The 16,129-nt window shown below is 58.8% G+C and carries 12 protein-coding genes; 10 read left to right on the plus strand and 2 right to left on the minus strand.

Features of this window, described 5'->3' with window-relative positions; translation table 11 throughout:
• Positions 1 to 57: 57 nt before the first annotated feature.
• Positions 58 to 1,611: a glycosyl hydrolase family 17 protein gene (locus tag HX823_RS15630; RefSeq protein WP_177075426.1), complete on the minus strand. Its 1,554-nt coding sequence runs from the start codon at positions 1,609 to 1,611 to the stop codon at positions 58 to 60.
• Positions 1,612 to 1,943: 332 nt separating this feature from the next.
• Here HX823_RS15630 and HX823_RS15635 point away from each other — a divergent pair, with 332 nt between their 5' ends.
• From HX823_RS15635 to HX823_RS15645, 3 genes are all read left to right on the plus strand, one after another.
• Positions 1,944 to 2,795, plus strand: coding sequence for a glycine betaine ABC transporter substrate-binding protein (locus tag HX823_RS15635; protein WP_025857941.1), 852 nt, complete (start codon positions 1,944 to 1,946; stop codon positions 2,793 to 2,795).
• Between the two features lie 217 nt (positions 2,796 to 3,012).
• A complete protein-coding gene (locus HX823_RS15640; protein ID WP_016972153.1) occupies positions 3,013 to 3,324 on the plus strand; it encodes a DUF485 domain-containing protein in 312 nt (103 codons plus the stop codon).
• Complete coding sequence (locus HX823_RS15645; protein WP_038850336.1) at positions 3,321 to 4,979, plus strand: cation acetate symporter; 1,659 nt, start codon at positions 3,321 to 3,323, stop codon at positions 4,977 to 4,979. The genes HX823_RS15640 and HX823_RS15645 overlap by 4 nt, the downstream gene beginning before the upstream one ends.
• 169 nt (positions 4,980 to 5,148) lie before the next feature.
• Here HX823_RS15645 and gltA read toward each other — a convergent pair whose 3' ends face one another.
• Complete coding sequence (gene gltA / locus HX823_RS15650) at positions 5,149 to 6,438, minus strand: citrate synthase (protein ID WP_177075428.1); 1,290 nt, start codon at positions 6,436 to 6,438, stop codon at positions 5,149 to 5,151.
• 364 nt (positions 6,439 to 6,802) lie between these two features.
• Here gltA and sdhC point away from each other — a divergent pair, with 364 nt between their 5' ends.
• The 7 genes from sdhC (at position 6,803) to lpdA (ending at position 15,926) form a co-directional block, all read left to right on the plus strand.
• The gene (gene sdhC, locus HX823_RS15655; protein WP_016979564.1) at positions 6,803 to 7,177 is read left to right on the plus strand and encodes a succinate dehydrogenase, cytochrome b556 subunit; all 375 of its coding nucleotides are present in this window, start codon (positions 6,803 to 6,805) and stop codon (positions 7,175 to 7,177) included.
• On the plus strand, positions 7,171 to 7,539 hold the full coding sequence (gene sdhD, locus HX823_RS15660; RefSeq protein ID WP_016974690.1) for a succinate dehydrogenase, hydrophobic membrane anchor protein: 369 nt from the start codon (positions 7,171 to 7,173) through the stop codon (positions 7,537 to 7,539). Before sdhC ends, sdhD begins: the two co-directional genes overlap by 7 nt.
• A 3-nt stretch (positions 7,540 to 7,542) precedes the next feature.
• Complete coding sequence (gene sdhA, locus HX823_RS15665) at positions 7,543 to 9,315, plus strand: succinate dehydrogenase flavoprotein subunit (RefSeq protein WP_016979563.1); 1,773 nt, start codon at positions 7,543 to 7,545, stop codon at positions 9,313 to 9,315.
• Between the two features lie 11 nt (positions 9,316 to 9,326).
• Positions 9,327 to 10,031, plus strand: a complete 705-nt coding sequence (locus HX823_RS15670; RefSeq protein WP_003172807.1) for a succinate dehydrogenase iron-sulfur subunit — start codon at positions 9,327 to 9,329, stop codon at positions 10,029 to 10,031.
• Positions 10,032 to 10,293: 262 nt separating this feature from the next.
• Positions 10,294 to 13,125, plus strand: coding sequence for a 2-oxoglutarate dehydrogenase E1 component (locus HX823_RS15675; protein WP_016979562.1), 2,832 nt, complete (start codon positions 10,294 to 10,296; stop codon positions 13,123 to 13,125).
• 44 nt (positions 13,126 to 13,169) lie between these two features.
• Positions 13,170 to 14,390 carry a 2-oxoglutarate dehydrogenase complex dihydrolipoyllysine-residue succinyltransferase gene (odhB, locus tag HX823_RS15680; protein WP_016979561.1) on the plus strand — a complete coding sequence of 407 codons (1,221 nt, stop codon included), beginning with the start codon at positions 13,170 to 13,172 and terminating at the stop codon, positions 14,388 to 14,390.
• Positions 14,391 to 14,489: 99 nt separating this feature from the next.
• Positions 14,490 to 15,926, plus strand: coding sequence for a dihydrolipoyl dehydrogenase (gene lpdA / locus HX823_RS15685; RefSeq protein ID WP_033897632.1), 1,437 nt, complete (start codon positions 14,490 to 14,492; stop codon positions 15,924 to 15,926).
• Positions 15,927 to 16,129: the final 203 nt, after the last annotated feature.

The raw sequence follows: 16,129 nt of genomic DNA on the forward strand, positions 1-16,129 counted from the left end.
AGTTCCAACATGAGAATGCGGTCGAATGTGGGAGCGGGCTTGCTCGCGAAAGCGGTGTTAAGCCTTGCGCACCCGCAAGCACCGCCACAAAGCCACAACCATCAGCACGCTGACCACCGCCCAACCCCAAGCCTGCTGATTCAACAGACCTTCACGGTATAACTGCGGCGCCACGCCGGCACCGATGATAAAGGCCAGCAAGGCAATCTCCCGGCGCGGGCCAGTGACCGGGCGAATCAGGTACACCAAGGCCGGCAACACCAGTGCCGCACTCGGGAAGCTGCGATAGCGCGGCTCGAACACCAACGCCAGCATCATCACAGCCCCTGCGAAGCCAGCGATCGCCACCAGCCAGCCGGCTCGTTGCTCCAGCCAGTTGAACGCCCGCTCACGCCAGCCTTCCTGCGCGTTCAAGGCCAAGGCCGCATGGGCCAGCACCAGCAGGTTCAACACCAGCAGCAAACCTGCCCACACCCATTCATCATTGAAACGTGCCGTCACGCGGGTCAGCTCGGCCCAGGTGCCAATGGAGCAGGCTGCAAAGGCGCCCAACAACGGCAGGGCCAGCGCGGCACGCGCGCTGCGTACGCGCCCCCCCAATGCCAGGGTGCCCAGCAGGATCATCCCGCCGACGCCCAGCCACAGCGGCCAGTACGGCACATTGGTCACCGGCCCGGCGAGGATGCCCTTGTCCTGGCGATCCGCATCGAACAGGCCCCAGTAACCGCCCACGGCGCCTTCGCTCGCACGTTTCCACGGCTGGTCAAAGGCTTCGATCAGGTTGTAGTGCCAGCCATTGGCCTCGGCCATGGCGACAAAACCACGCATGAATTTCGCTTCATTGACCCGGCTCGGCACGGCGGTTTCACGCTGGCGGCCTTCGCTTGGCCAGCCGGTTTCACCGATCAGGATGTCCTTGGGGGCAAACTTGTTGCCGAAGGTCTGGCGCACATCGCCCACGTGCTTGAGGGCCTGGTCGATGCCGGACGGGTCATCTTCCCAGTACGGCAACAAGTGGATGGTGAGGAAATCCACGGCCGGGGCGATTTCCGGGTGTTGCAGCCAGAACTCCCACACGTCCGCGTAGGTCACCGGCTGCTTGATCTGGCTTTTGACGGTCTGGATCAGTTTCACCAGCTGTGCGGCGGTGACTTCCTTGCGCAGCAGCGCTTCGTTGCCGACGATCACTGAGGTCACCACGTCCGGATGGGCGTTGGCCGAGGCGATCAGTTCGTCGATTTCCTTTTGGGTTGCGACCGGGTCACTGCTGACCCAGGCGCCGGCCATCACCTTCAGCCCGTGCTTGCGCGCCATATCCGGCAAGGCTTCCAGGCCGGTCATGGAATAGGTGCGGATGCACTCGAAGCGGGTCGCCAGCAGGGCGAGGTCAGCGTCCATGCGCTCCGGACGCAGCGTGAATGGCTGGTCGAACGGCGATTGGTCTTTATCGAAAGGGGTATAGGACGCGCACTGCATCTTGTGCGTGGCACTGGCGACGTCGGGCAATACCACCGGCCGGCCGAGGCCATACCAGTAACCGATCAGGGCCAGCAGGCCGAGGATCAAGGCGAAAAAATAGGGCAGGGCGGGGAAGCGGGCAGTCGCGGGCATGGTCGGCTTAACTGTAGGAGCAAAGGCGCGCATCTTACCCGGATTTGCCCCGTCCCAGTGGGGCTGCATAATTTTGACATGCAAAGTTCGGGCGGGATTTTGACGTCAAGTCCTACAAAGCGTCCTGCTGGCTATGTGATGTCGTTTCCTGCTTGTATGAGGTCGCTGACAGAGCAGGTCGAAGGCCCCGGCAGGTTGATGATCGACGTGTCAGCACTCCACTGATGTCACTGCAACCGGATCGATGCGCGTGAAGGGGGCGCGGTGCACCACATAACAACAGGTTGACGTCGCTCGGCATCCGCCGGGCGCAGCACTTTCGGGGAAGTACTATGAAGATGCGACGACTCTTGGGCGCAGCTGCCACTCTGGTAGTTGCGATGAGCTCCACACTGGCCAGCGCCGACAGCAAGACCCTGAGCATCGGCTATGTGGACGGCTGGTCCGACAGCGTGGCCACCACCCACGTGGCGGCAGAAGTGATCAAGGCCAAGCTCGGTTATGACGTGAAACTGCAAGCCGTTGCCACCGGGATCATGTGGCAGGGCGTGGCCACCGGCAAGCTCGACGCCATGCTCTCCGCCTGGCTACCGGTCACCCACGGTGAATACTGGGCCAAGAACAAGGACAAGGTGGTCGACTACGGCCCCAACTTCAAGGATGCGAAGATCGGCCTGATCGTGCCGGAATATGTCAAAGCCAAGTCCATCGAAGACCTCAAGACCGACACCACCTTCAAGAATAAGATCGTCGGCATCGACGCAGGTTCTGGCGTGATGCTCAAGACTGACGAAGCCATCAAGCAATACGGCCTCGATTACAAGCTGCAAGCCAGTTCGGGCGCGGCGATGATCGCCGAGTTGACCCGTGCCGAAGACAAACAGGAATCCATTGCGGTCACCGGTTGGGTGCCACACTGGATGTTCGCCAAGTGGAAACTGCGTTTCCTGGACGATCCAAAAGGGATTTATGGTGCTGCTGAAACCGTCAACAGCATCGGCAGCAAGGGCCTGGAGAAGAAAGCGCCGGAAGTCGCAGCCTTCCTGAAGAAATTCCAGTGGGCCTCCAAGGACGAAATCGGCGAAGTCATGCTGGCGATTCAAGAAGGCGCCAAGCCTGATGCCGCCGCCAAGGATTGGGTCGCCAAGCACCCTGAGCGTGTCGCCGAGTGGACCGGTAAATAACCCCCGAAGCGTCTAAATAGTACCTTGCAAGCCCGCCTGGCGTTTTCGCCAGGCGGGCTTTGTCGTTTCTGGGTCAGAGGCTGTCAATTCAATCACTGCAGAACTGGCGGCAACCCCGATGTCGTTCTAATACTAAGGTCGTCTGGAACCTCTACGGCAGCCGCATACAGTGGATACGTTCCAATAATAAAAAAGCTGTGCTGCGAGGATAAAAACAATGAACGACAGCATTTACCTCTCGATTCAAAACAGCCCGCGTTTCAAGGAGCTGGTGAGAAAAAGGGAAAGGTTCGCCTGGATTCTCTCGGCGATCATGCTAGGGCTTTACTCCGCTTTCATCCTGTTGATCGCCTACGGGCCACAAGTACTGGGGGCCAAGCTCAGCCCCGGTTCGTCGATTACCTGGGGCATTCCCCTGGGCGTCGGGCTGATTGTGTCTGCCTTCATCCTGACCGGCATCTACGTGCGCCGGGCCAATGGCGAGTTTGACGACCTGAACAATGCGATTCTCAAGGAGGCTGCGCAATGATCGGTCGTCTACTGACACTACTCGGCGCTTCGTTCTTTGCTCCGGCCCTTTGGGCTGCGGACGCATTGACCGGTGAAGTGCACAAGCAACCCCTGAACGTTTCGGCCATCGTGATGTTTGTCGCGTTCGTCGGCGCCACCCTGTGCATCACCTACTGGGCTTCCAAGCGTAACAAATCGGCGGCCGACTACTATGCGGCCGGCGGCAAGATCACCGGTTTCCAGAACGGCCTGGCGATTGCCGGTGACTACATGTCAGCGGCGTCCTTCCTGGGGATTTCCGCGCTGGTCTACACCTCCGGTTATGACGGCCTGATCTACTCGATCGGCTTCCTGGTGGGCTGGCCGATCATTCTGTTCCTGATCGCCGAGCGCCTGCGTAACCTGGGCAAGTACACCTTTGCCGACGTGGCGTCCTATCGCCTGGGCCAGACCCAGATCCGCAGCCTCTCGGCCTGTGGTTCGCTGGTGGTGGTGGCGTTCTACCTGATTGCGCAGATGGTGGGTGCGGGCAAGCTGATTCAGCTGCTGTTTGGCCTGGACTATCACGTTGCGGTGATCCTGGTCGGCATCTTGATGGTGATGTATGTCCTGTTCGGCGGCATGCTGGCGACCACCTGGGTACAGATCATCAAGGCTGTATTGCTGCTGTCGGGTGCCTCGTTCATGGCGCTGATGGTGATGAAGCACGTCAACTTCGACTTCAACGCCCTGTTCTCCGAGGCGATCAAGGTTCACCCTAAAGGTGAGGCGATCATGAGCCCCGGCGGCTTGGTGAAAGACCCGATTTCAGCCTTCTCCCTCGGGCTGGCGCTGATGTTCGGTACCGCTGGCCTGCCACACATCCTGATGCGCTTCTTCACCGTCAGCGACGCGAAAGAAGCCCGCAAGAGCGTGTTCTACGCCACCGGTTTCATTGGTTACTTCTACATCCTGACCTTCATCATCGGCTTTGGCGCGATCCTGCTGGTCAGCACCAACCCGGCGTTCAAGGATGCCGCAGGCGCCTTGCTGGGCGGCAACAACATGGCGGCGGTGCACCTGGCCAACGCGGTGGGTGGCAGTATTTTCCTGGGCTTCATCTCGGCCGTGGCCTTCGCCACCATCCTCGCGGTGGTTGCCGGCTTGACCCTGGCCGGTGCGTCGGCGGTGTCCCATGACCTGTACGCCAGCGTAATCAAGAAAGGCAAGGCCAACGACAAGGATGAGATTCGCGTCTCGAAGATCACCACTGTCGCCTTGGGCGTGCTGGCTATCGGCCTGGGTATCCTGTTCGAAAGCCAGAACATTGCGTTCATGGTCGGCCTGGCGTTCTCCATTGCCGCCAGCTGTAACTTCCCGGTGTTGCTGCTTTCCATGTACTGGAAAAACCTCACCACCCGTGGCGCGATGATTGGTGGCTGGTTGGGCTTGATCAGTGCCGTTGGCCTGATGGTGCTGGGCCCGACCATCTGGGTGTCGATCCTGCACCATGAAAAAGCCATCTTCCCTTATGAGTACCCGGCGCTGTTCTCGATGATTATTGCGTTCGTCGGCATCTGGTTCTTCTCCATCACCGACAAGTCGGCGGCGGCAGAGAAAGAGCGTGCGCTGTACTTCCCGCAGTTTGTGCGTTCGCAGACTGGCCTGGGGTCGAGTGGGGCGGTGTCTCACTAAGGTTGTAGCTGGATAGGAAAATACCCCGGTCGGAAGGTCGGGGTATTTTTTTTGCCTGAATACTGGGTGAAAGGGGGGAGTAGTGAGCGGGCAAGCCCGCTCACTACAACTGCACAAACAAAAACGGCCTCCACTAAGGGAGGCCGTTTTCAGTGCAACTAAGCGAGGCTTACTTGCGATCTTCCAGCTTGGTAATGTCACGCGACTCGTAGCCGGTGTACAGCTGGCGCGGGCGGCCAATCTTGTACGGGCTGGAGAGCATTTCTTTCCAGTGGGAGATCCAGCCCACGGTCCGCGCCAGGGCGAAGATCACGGTGAACATGCTGGTTGGAATGCCGATCGCCTTGAGGATGATCCCCGAGTAGAAGTCGACGTTCGGGTACAGCGAGCGTTCGATGAAGTATGGGTCGGTCAGGGCGATCTCTTCCAGGCGCATGGCCAGTTCGAGTTGCGGATCGTTCTTGATGCCCAGTTCCTTCAACACTTCGTCGCAGGTCTTTTTCATCACGGTGGCGCGCGGGTCGCGGTTCTTGTAGACCCGGTGACCGAAGCCCATCAACTTGAACGGATCGTTCTTGTCCTTGGCCTTGGCGATGAACTTGTTGATGTTCGAGACATCGCCGATTTCATCGAGCATGGTCAATACGGCTTCGTTCGCACCGCCGTGGGCAGGGCCCCACAGTGCGGCGATACCGGCGGCGATACAGGCGAACGGGTTCGCACCCGAAGAGCCGGCAAGGCGCACGGTAGAGGTCGATGCGTTCTGCTCGTGGTCGGCGTGGAGGATGAAGATCTTGTCCATCGCGGCAGCGAGCACCGGGCTGATCGGTTTGATCTCGCACGGGGTGTTGAACATCATGTGCAGGAAGTTTTCCGCGTACGTCAGGTCGTTGCGCGGGTACATCATGGGCTGGCCCATGGAGTACTTGTAAACCATTGCGGCCAGGGTCGGCATCTTGGCAACCAGGCGGATCGCGGAAATTTCGCGATGCTGCGGGTTATTGATGTCGAGGGAGTCGTGATAGAAGGCCGACAGGGCTCCGACCACACCGCACATGACGGCCATCGGGTGGGCGTCGCGACGGAAGCCGTTGAAAAAGGTCTTCAGCTGCTCGTGAACCATGGTGTGGTTCTTCACGGTGCTGACGAACTGGGCTTTCTGCTCGGCTGTTGGCAATTCGCCATTTAGCAGCAGGTAGCAGGTTTCCAGGTAGTCCGACTGTTCAGCAAGCTGCTCGATCGGGTAGCCGCGATGCAGCAAAATGCCATTATCACCATCGATATAGGTGATCTTCGACTCGCAAGAGGCGGTCGACATGAAGCCTGGGTCGAATGTGAAACGGCCCGTGGCCGTCAGGCCCCGTACGTCGATAACATCGGGACCAACGGTGCCGGTTAAAATGGGCAGCTCGACGGGGGCTGCGCCCTCGATGATCAACTGCGCTTTTTTGTCAGCCATGTGGCCTCCTATTTATGCTTCAAATCATCAGACAGACCCCCCACGCAGGGCCCGCACCACTATATTGATATAAATCCAGATGTCAATTTGCCTAAAGTCTTGCACCAGAAGGCTTTAACCGTACTTTTTCCTCGAAATTGACTGCCATTTACGCCTTTTATCCCGTCAGCGCAATCCGCTATTAGGGTGAGGTGCGCGCGTTGTCATTAGTAACCTAACTGTCTATACTCGGCCACCGACCGCCAAGGGCTTTTGGGCTTGCTTTCATTGGGGGTCGCACTCCCTGGGTGGTGCTTACCTGACCAGTGCACTCCCCAACAACTTTGCCCTGATTGTTAGGGGCTCTTCAGTGTGAAAAAAAGCCGTGAATAGCCAACGACCTGTAAACCTAGACCTAAGGACCATCAAACTCCCCATCACCGGCGTTACGTCGTTCCTGCACCGTGTTTCCGGCATCATCCTGTTCCTGGGCTTGGGCATCATGCTTTATGCATTGAGCAAATCCCTGGGTTCCGAGGAAGGTTACGCCGAGGTGAAGGCATGCTTGACCAGCCCGCTGGCCAAGTTCGTAGCATGGGGCCTCCTGTCCGCTCTGCTGTATCACCTGGTAGCCGGTGTGCGCCACTTGATCATGGATGCGGGTATCGGTGAGACGCTGGAAGGCGGCCGCCTGGGCTCGAAAATCATCATCGCCATTTCCGTGGTGCTGATCGTTCTGGCAGGAGTTTGGATATGGTAACCAGCGTTACGAACCTTTCGCGTTCGGGCCTCTATGACTGGATGGCACAACGTGTGTCTGCGGTCGTTCTCGCGGCTTATTTCATTTTCCTGATCGGATACCTCGTCGCAAATCCAGGCATCAGCTATGAGCAATGGCATGGCCTGTTTTCCCACAATGCGATGCGAATCTTCAGTCTGCTGGCCCTTGTAGCCCTGGGCGCACACGCCTGGGTCGGCATGTGGACCATCGCGACCGACTACCTGACGCCAATGGCGCTGGGCAAGTCCGCGACTGCAGTACGTTTTCTCTTCCAGGCAGTCTGCGGCGTCGCGATGTTCGCTTACTTCGTCTGGGGTGTGCAGATTCTTTGGGGTATCTGATTCATGGCTAACATTCCAACTATTTCATTCGACGCCATCATCATTGGTGGCGGCGGTGCTGGCATGCGCGCTGCGCTGCAGCTGGCCCAGGGCGGTCACAAGACTGCCGTGATCACCAAAGTGTTCCCGACCCGTTCCCATACCGTGTCGGCCCAGGGTGGCATCACCTGCGCCATCGCCTCTGCCGATCCGAACGATGACTGGCGCTGGCACATGTACGATACCGTCAAGGGTTCCGACTACATCGGTGACCAGGACGCTATCGAATACATGTGTCAGGAAGGCCCGGCCGCGGTGTTCGAGCTGGACCACATGGGTCTGCCGTTCTCCCGTACCGAGCAAGGCCGCATCTACCAGCGTCCATTCGGCGGTCAGTCGAAGGATTACGGTAAAGGCGGGCAGGCTGCCCGTACCTGCGCCGCTTCCGACCGTACCGGTCACGCGCTGTTGCACACCCTTTATCAGGGCAACCTGAAAGCCGGTACCACGTTCCTGAACGAGTACTACGCTGTCGACCTGGTGAAAAACGCCCAGGGCGAATTCGTCGGTGTGATCGCCATCTGCATCGAAACCGGTGAAACCACCTACATCCGCGCCAAGGCTACCGTGCTGGCGACGGGCGGTGCAGGCCGTATCTACGCTTCCACCACCAATGCCCTGATCAACACCGGTGACGGCGTCGGCATGGCACTGCGTGCTGGCGTACCGGTACAAGACATCGAAATGTGGCAGTTCCACCCAACCGGTATTGCCGGCGCTGGTGTACTGGTTACAGAAGGTTGCCGTGGTGAAGGTGGTTACCTGATCAACAAGCACGGCGAGCGTTTCATGGAGCGTTATGCTCCGAACGCGAAAGACCTTGCCGGTCGTGACGTTGTGGCCCGTTCGATGGTTAAAGAGATCATCGCCGGTAACGGCTGTGGCCCGAATGGCGACCACGTACTGCTCAAGCTCGATCACCTGGGCGAAGAAGTGCTGCACAGCCGTCTGCCAGGTATCTGCGAGCTGTCCAAGACCTTTGCTCACGTTGACCCGGTGGTTGCTCCGGTGCCGGTTGTTCCGACTTGCCACTATATGATGGGCGGCGTGCCGACCAACATCCACGGCCAGGCGATCACCCAGAACGCCGAAGGCCAGGACGAAATCATCCACGGTCTGTTCGCCGTAGGCGAAGTGGCTTGCGTATCGGTACACGGTGCCAACCGTCTGGGCGGCAACTCGCTGCTCGATCTGGTGGTATTCGGCCGTGCTGCTGGCCTGCACCTGGAAAAAGCGCTGACTGACGGCATCGAATACGATGACGCCACCGACGCCAACATCGAAGCTGCCCTGGCTCGCCTGAACGCTCTGAACGAGCGCACCGACGGCGAAGACGTGGCGACCCTGCGTCGCGAGCTGCAAAGCTGCATGCAGAACTACTTCGGTGTGTTCCGTACCGGCGAATACATGCAGAAGGGCATCGCCCAGCTGGCTGATCTGCGCAAGCGTATCGCCAACGTCAAGATCAACGATAAGAGCCAGGCGTTCAACACCGCTCGTATCGAAGCCCTTGAGCTGCAAAACCTGCTGGAAGTGGCCGAAGCGACCGCAATCGCTGCCGAGGTTCGTAAAGAATCCCGTGGTGCCCACGCCCGTGAAGACTTTGAAGATCGCGACGACGAAAACTGGTTGTGCCACACCCTGTACTTCCCGGGTGACAAGCGCGTAACCAAGCGTGCCGTGAACTTCTCGCCGAAGACGGTTCCGACGTTTGAACCGAAGATTCGGACTTACTAAGGGTGGCTGCCATGTTGAAAGTCAGTGTTTATCGCTACAACCCTGATCAGGACGCTGCGCCGTTCATGCAGGAATTCCAGGTCGATACCGGTGGTAAAGACCTGATGGTGCTGGATGTATTGGCACTGATCAAAGAGCAGGACGAAGGTTTCTCCTATCGTCGCTCTTGCCGTGAAGGTGTGTGCGGTTCCGACGGCATGAACATCAACGGCAAAAACGGCCTGGCGTGCATCACGCCGCTGTCCGCCGTGGTCAAAGGCAACAAGCTGATCGTTCGTCCACTGCCAGGTTTGCCGGTTATCCGTGACCTGGTCGTCGATATGAGCATCTTCTACAAGCAATACGAGAAAGTTAAGCCGTTCCTGCAGAACGACACGCCGGCTCCGGCCATCGAGCGTCTGCAGTCCCCGGAAGAGCGCGAGAAGCTCGACGGTCTGTACGAGTGCATCCTGTGCGCTTGCTGCTCGACCTCTTGCCCGTCCTTCTGGTGGAACCCGGACAAGTTCCTGGGTCCAGCTGCCCTGCTGCAAGCGTACCGCTTCCTGGCAGACAGCCGTGATACCAAGACGTCCGAGCGTCTGGCTTCGCTGGATGACCCGTTCAGCGTATTCCGCTGCCGCGGGATCATGAACTGCGTCAACGTATGTCCCAAAGGCCTGAACCCGACTAAGGCCATTGGTCACATCCGTAACATGCTGCTGCAGAGCGGCGTGTAACTGACGTTGTAGTAAAAGCAGGACCGTTGTGCCCGTAAATGCTACGGCGCAGGCTTCAACCGGCGCCGTAGTTTTAACTTGAGCAGCGACTTACAAAGCCGCGGCTCTTATTTTGAAGAAATGAGACAAGCAGGGGCATTCGGGTTGGTACCCGAACTATCAGCGTGATCCTAAGTGGCTTGTTTTGGTCGCTGCACTTGGCCTTTTGCAAGCAAACTCGGTGTTTTCGCCGGTGGTGTCCCCAAATCGAGGGTGACCAAGCATGCAAGAAAGCGTGATGCAGCGCATGTGGAACAGCGGCTATCTTTCAGGTGGTAACGCTGCCTATGTGGAAGAGCTTTATGAGCTCTACCTGCACGACCCTAACGCTGTGCCAGAAGAATGGCGCACCAAATTTCAGACGTTGTCTTCAGACGGCAACGCTGCCACCGATGTATCGCACGCCACAATTCGCGATCAATTTGTGCTGCTGGCAAAGAACCAGCGCCGCGCCCAACCGGTTTCCGCCGGCAGCGTGAGCAGTGAGCACGAGAAGAAGCAAGTTGAAGTACTGCGACTGATCCAGGCCTACCGGATGCGCGGCCACCAGGCGGCCCAGCTTGACCCGCTGGGGCTCTGGAAGCGTCCTGCACCTGCTGACCTGTCGATCAATCATTACGGCTTGACCAATGCCGATCTTGATACGACCTTCCGTGCCGGCGACCTGTTCATCGGCAAAGAGGAAGCGAGCCTACGCGAAATTCACGAAGCGTTGCAGCAGACATATTGCCGCACCATCGGCGCTGAGTTCACGCACATCACCGATTCCGAGCAACGCCACTGGTTCCAGCATCGCCTGGAAGGTGTGCGCGGTCGTCCGGTATTGTCCGCCGACGTACGCAGCCATCTGCTTGAGCGCGTAACTGCTGCCGAAGGCCTGGAAAAATACCTGGGTACCAAATACCCGGGCACCAAGCGTTTCGGCCTGGAAGGCGGCGAAAGCCTGATCCCGATGCTCGACGAGCTGATCCAGCGTTCCGGTTCCTACGGCACCAAGGAAATCGTGATCGGCATGGCCCACCGTGGTCGCCTGAACGTGTTGGTCAACACCTTCGGCAAGAACCCGCGTGAGCTGTTCGACGAGTTCGAAGGCAAGAAGAAGGTCGAGCTGGGTTCCGGTGACGTTAAATACCACCAGGGCTTCTCGTCCAACGTGATGACCACAGGCGGTGAAGTTCACCTGGCCATGGCCTTCAACCCATCCCACCTGGAAATCGTTTCTCCAGTGGTCGAGGGTTCGGTCCGTGCTCGCCAGGATCGTCGTAACGACACCACCGGTGAAAAGGTCCTGCCGATTTCCATCCACGGTGACGCGGCATTCGCCGGTCAAGGCGTGGTCCTGGAAACGTTCCAGATGTCGCAGACCCGCGGCTTCAAGACTGGCGGTACGGTTCACATTGTCATCAACAACCAGGTTGGCTTCACCATCAGCAACCCGCTGGACGCACGCTCCACCGAGTACGCGACCGACGTTGCCAAGATGATCCAGGCGCCGATCCTCCATGTGAATGGCGATGATCCGGAAGCCGTGTTGTTCGTGACCCAGTTGGCCATCGACTACCGCATGCAGTTCAAGCGTGACGTGGTGATCGACCTGGTCTGCTACCGCCGTCGCGGTCACAACGAAGCTGACGAACCAAGCGGCACCCAGCCGTTGATGTACCAGCAAATCACCAAGCAGCGCACCACCCGTGAGCTGTACGCCGAAAGCCTGACCAAGGCCGGTGTGGTTGACGATGCGCGTGTTCAGGCCAAGGTCGATGAATACCGCAACGCGCTGGACAATGGTCTGCATGTTGTAAAAAGCCTGGTCAAAGAGCCGAACAAAGAGCTGTTCGTCGACTGGCGTCCGTACCTGGGCCACGCCTGGACTGCGCGTCACGATACGTCGTTCGATCTGAAAACCTTGCAGGAATTGTCCGCCAAGCTGCTGGAAATTCCTGAAGGCTTCGTGGTTCAGCGCCAAGTGGCGAAGATCTACGAAGACCGTCAGAAGATGCAAGCCGGCGGCCTGCCGATCAACTGGGGTTACGCCGAAACCATGGCGTACGCGACCCTGGCGTTCGAAGGTCACCCGATCCGCATGACCGGCCAGGACATCGGCCGTGGTACGTTCTCGCACCGTCACGCGGTATTGCACAACCAGAAAGACGCGGGCACCTACATCCCGTTGCAGAACCTGTACGAAGGCCAGCCACGTTTCGACCTGTACGATTCGTTCCTGTCCGAAGAAGCGGTTCTGGCGTTCGAATACGGTTACTCGACCACCACGCCAAACGCGCTGGTGATCTGGGAAGCCCAGTTCGGCGACTTCGCCAACGGCGCCCAAGTGGTAATCGACCAGTTCATCACCAGCGGCGAGCACAAGTGGGGTCGCCTGTGCGGTCTGACCATGCTGCTGCCACACGGTTATGAAGGCCAGGGTCCTGAGCACTCCTCGGCCCGTCTGGAGCGTTACCTGCAGCTGTGCGCCGAGCACAACATCCAGGTGTGCGTGCCGACTACCCCGGCCCAGATCTACCACTTGCTGCGTCGCCAGGTGATCCGCCCGCTGCGCAAGCCGCTGGTAGTGCTGACACCGAAGTCGTTGCTGCGTCATAAATTGGCCATCTCGACCCTGGAAGATCTGGCGGATGGTTCGTTCCAGACCGTGATTCCAGAAATCGACACGCTGGACGCGGCAAAAGTGACTCGCCTGGTCCTGTGCAGCGGCAAGGTCTACTACGACCTGCTGGAAAAACGCCGTGCCGAAGGCCGCGAAGACATCGCCATCGTGCGTATCGAGCAGCTTTACCCGTTCCCGGAAGACGACCTGATGGAGGCCATCGCGCCTTACACCAACCTCACCAACGTGGTGTGGTGCCAGGAAGAACCGATGAACCAGGGCGCGTGGTACAGCAGCCAGCATCATTTGCGTCGCAGCATGGGTAACCACAACAAGGCGCTGAACCTGGAGTACGCCGGTCGTGATGCTTCTGCAGCACCTGCGTGTGGTTATGCGTCGATGCACGCCGAGCAGCAGGAAAAACTGCTGCAAGATGCTTTCACTGTTTAACGCCTTCGCGCTGACTGAAACCGAATTTTAAGGACCCACAGATAATGGCTATCGAAATCAAAGCCCCGTCATTCCCGGAATCGGTTGCCGATGGCACCGTTGCCACCTGGCACAAGAAACCAGGCGACGCTGTAAAGCGTGACGACCTGATCGTCGACATCGAGACCGACAAAGTCGTGCTGGAAGTGTTGGCCGAAGCTGACGGCGTGCTGGGCGCAATCGTTGCTGAAGAAGGCGCTACCGTTCTGTCGAACCAGGTACTGGGCTCGATCGAAGAGGGCAGCGCTGCTGCCGCTGCTCCTGCTGCTGCACCGGCAGCCGCCGCTGCCCCTGCCGCCGCTCCGGCTGCTGGTGCTGAAGACCCGATCGCTGCACCGGCTGCCCGTCAGCTGGCTGAAGAGAACGGCATCAACCTGGCGTCCGTCAAAGGCACCGGCAAAGACGGTCGCATCACCAAGGAAGACGTGGTTGCTGCTGTTGAAGCCAAGAAAAACGCTCCAGCTGCCGCACCTGCCAAGGCTGCTGCCCCGGCTGCCGCTGCTCCAGTGTTCGCCGCTGGCGACCGCACCGAGAAGCGTGTACCGATGACTCGCGTACGTGCCACCGTGGCCAAGCGTCTGGTTGAAGCACAGTCGAACATGGCGATGCTGACCACCTTCAACGAAGTCGACATGACCGAAGTCATGGCCCTGCGTTCGAAGTACAAGGATCTGTTCGAGAAGTCCCACAACGGCGTACGCCTGGGCTTCATGTCCTTCTTCGTGAAAGCGGCCACCGAAGCGCTGAAACGCTTCCCGGCTGTCAACGCTTCCATCGACGGCGGCGACATCGTTTACCATGGCTACGCAGACGTCGGCGTTGCCGTGTCCAGCGACCGTGGCCTGGTGGTGCCGGTACTGCGTAACGCCGAGCTGATGAGCCTGGCTGAAATCGAAGGCGGCATCGCCGGCTTCGGCAAGAAAGCCCGTGACGGCAAGCTGACCATCGACGAGATGACCGGCGGTACCTTCACCATCACCAACGGTGGTACCTTCGGTTCGATGATGTCGACGCCGATCGTCAACCCGCCACAAGCCGCAATCCTGGGCATGCACAACATCATCCAGCGTCCGATGGCCATCAACGGCCAAGTCGTGATCCGCCCAATGATGTACCTGGCGCTGTCGTACGATCACCGCCTGATCGATGGTAAAGAAGCCGTGACTTTCCTGGTGACCATCAAGAACCTGCTGGAAGACCCGGCTCGTCTGCTGCTGGACATCTAAAGACGCAGCTGCACGTTGCGAGCTACAGGCTGTAGGAAAAAGCAGCTTGGCTTGCAACGTGTCGCTTGAAGCTTGTCGCTGAATAGAGGAACTATTTTCATGACGCAGAAATTTGACGTTGTAGTGATTGGTGCAGGTCCTGGCGGCTACGTTGCTGCCATCAAGGCCGCACAACTGGGCCTCTCGACTGCTTGCATCGAAAAATACACCGACAAGGAAGGCAAACTGGCACTGGGCGGTACTTGCCTGAACGTCGGTTGCATTCCTTCCAAGGCGCTGCTGGACAGCTCCTGGAAATTCCACGAAGCCCAAGACGGTTTCGCGATCCACGGCATCAACCATGCTGGCGTGACCATGGACGTGCCAGCAATGGTCGGCCGTAAAGCCAACATCGTTAAAGGGCTGACTTCCGGCGTTGCCACCTTGTTCAAGGCCAACGGCGTGACTTCCCTGCAAGGCCACGGCAAGCTGCTGGCTGGCAAGAAAGTTGAAATCACCAAGCCAGACGGCTCGACCGAAATCATCGAAGCCGAGAACGTGATCCTGGCCCCAGGTTCGCGTCCAATCGACATCCCGCCTGCTCCCGTTGACCAGAATGTGATCGTTGATTCGACCGGCGCCCTGGAATTCCAGGCTGTGCCTAAGCGCCTGGGCGTGATCGGCGCTGGCGTGATCGGCCTGGAACTGGGTTCGGTATGGTCCCGCCTGGGTTCCGAAGTGACTGTGCTGGAAGCCCTGGACACGTTCCTGCTGGCTGCCGACACCGCTGTATCCAAAGAAGCGCTGAAAACCCTGACCAAACAAGGTCTGGACATCAAGCTGGGCGCTCGCGTGACCGGTTCGAAAGTCAACGGTGAAGAAGTTGTCGTCAACTACACCGACAAGGATGGCGAAAAAACCATCACTTTCGACAAGTTGATCGTAGCCGTGGGTCGCCGTCCAGTGACCACCGACCTGCTGGCTTCCGACAGCGGCGTGACCCTCGACGAGCGCGGCTACGTGCACGTTGACGATCACTGCGCAACCACTGTGCCTGGCGTCTACGCCATCGGCGACGTGGTTCGCGGCATGATGCTGGCGCACAAAGCTTCCGAAGAAGGCATCATGGTTGTCGAGCGCATCAAGGGCCACAAGACCCAGATGAACTACGACCTGATCCCATCGGTTATCTACACCCACCCGGAAATTGCATGGGTCGGCAAGAACGAACAGCAGTTGAAAGCTGAAGGCGTTGAAGTTAACGTCGGCACCTTCCCGTTTGCCGCTTCTGGCCGTGCCATGGCAGCCAACGACACCGGTGGTTTTGTCAAAGTCATCGCTGATGCCAAGACTGACCGCGTATTGGGCGTCCACGTGATTGGCCCGAGCGCTGCAGAACTGGTTCAGCAAGGCGCGATCGGTATGGAATTCGGCACCAGTGCCGAGGACCTGGGCATGATGGTCTTCTCCCATCCGACCCTGTCCGAAGCGTTGCACGAAGCAGCGTTGGCAGTGAATGGCGGCGCCATCCACATCGCCAACCGCAAGAAGCGCTAAGCGAGATAATAAGAAACCACGGCGGAGTTGCCCGTCGTGAGCCTTGCGCGCAAGACTCACCGCGGAATATCCGCTGGACGCAGCCTTGCGCAGCTTTACGGGCCTTGAGCCCCGCAAGTTGCGCAAGCAGCAGTCACAGGTGGCGCGGCACTCATAATGAGCGCAGCGCCGAATGCGCAGTACCTAACGAAGACGGTAAAAAG

Source organism: Pseudomonas sp. P7759, from assembly GCF_013386445.1.
GTDB lineage: Bacteria > Pseudomonadota > Gammaproteobacteria > Pseudomonadales > Pseudomonadaceae > Aquipseudomonas > Aquipseudomonas azotoformans_A.

Bases quoted from the DNA above. Each gene is read 5' to 3' on its own strand.
- HX823_RS15630 (WP_177075426.1), bottom strand. From the start codon at position 1,611: ATGCCCGCGACTGCCCGCTTCCCCGCCCTGCCCTATTTTTTCGCCTTG.
- HX823_RS15675 (WP_016979562.1), top strand. From the start codon at position 10,294: ATGCAAGAAAGCGTGATGCAGCGCATGTGGAACAGCGGCTATCTTTCA.
- HX823_RS15635 (WP_025857941.1), top strand. From the start codon at position 1,944: ATGAAGATGCGACGACTCTTGGGCGCAGCTGCCACTCTGGTAGTTGCG.
- HX823_RS15670 (WP_003172807.1), top strand. From the start codon at position 9,327: ATGTTGAAAGTCAGTGTTTATCGCTACAACCCTGATCAGGACGCTGCG.
- odhB (WP_016979561.1), top strand. From the start codon at position 13,170: ATGGCTATCGAAATCAAAGCCCCGTCATTCCCGGAATCGGTTGCCGAT.
- lpdA (WP_033897632.1), top strand. From the start codon at position 14,490: ATGACGCAGAAATTTGACGTTGTAGTGATTGGTGCAGGTCCTGGCGGC.
- HX823_RS15640 (WP_016972153.1), top strand. From the start codon at position 3,013: ATGAACGACAGCATTTACCTCTCGATTCAAAACAGCCCGCGTTTCAAG.
- HX823_RS15645 (WP_038850336.1), top strand. From the start codon at position 3,321: ATGATCGGTCGTCTACTGACACTACTCGGCGCTTCGTTCTTTGCTCCG.
- sdhA (WP_016979563.1), top strand. From the start codon at position 7,543: ATGGCTAACATTCCAACTATTTCATTCGACGCCATCATCATTGGTGGC.
- gltA (WP_177075428.1), bottom strand. From the start codon at position 6,438: ATGGCTGACAAAAAAGCGCAGTTGATCATCGAGGGCGCAGCCCCCGTC.
- sdhD (WP_016974690.1), top strand. From the start codon at position 7,171: ATGGTAACCAGCGTTACGAACCTTTCGCGTTCGGGCCTCTATGACTGG.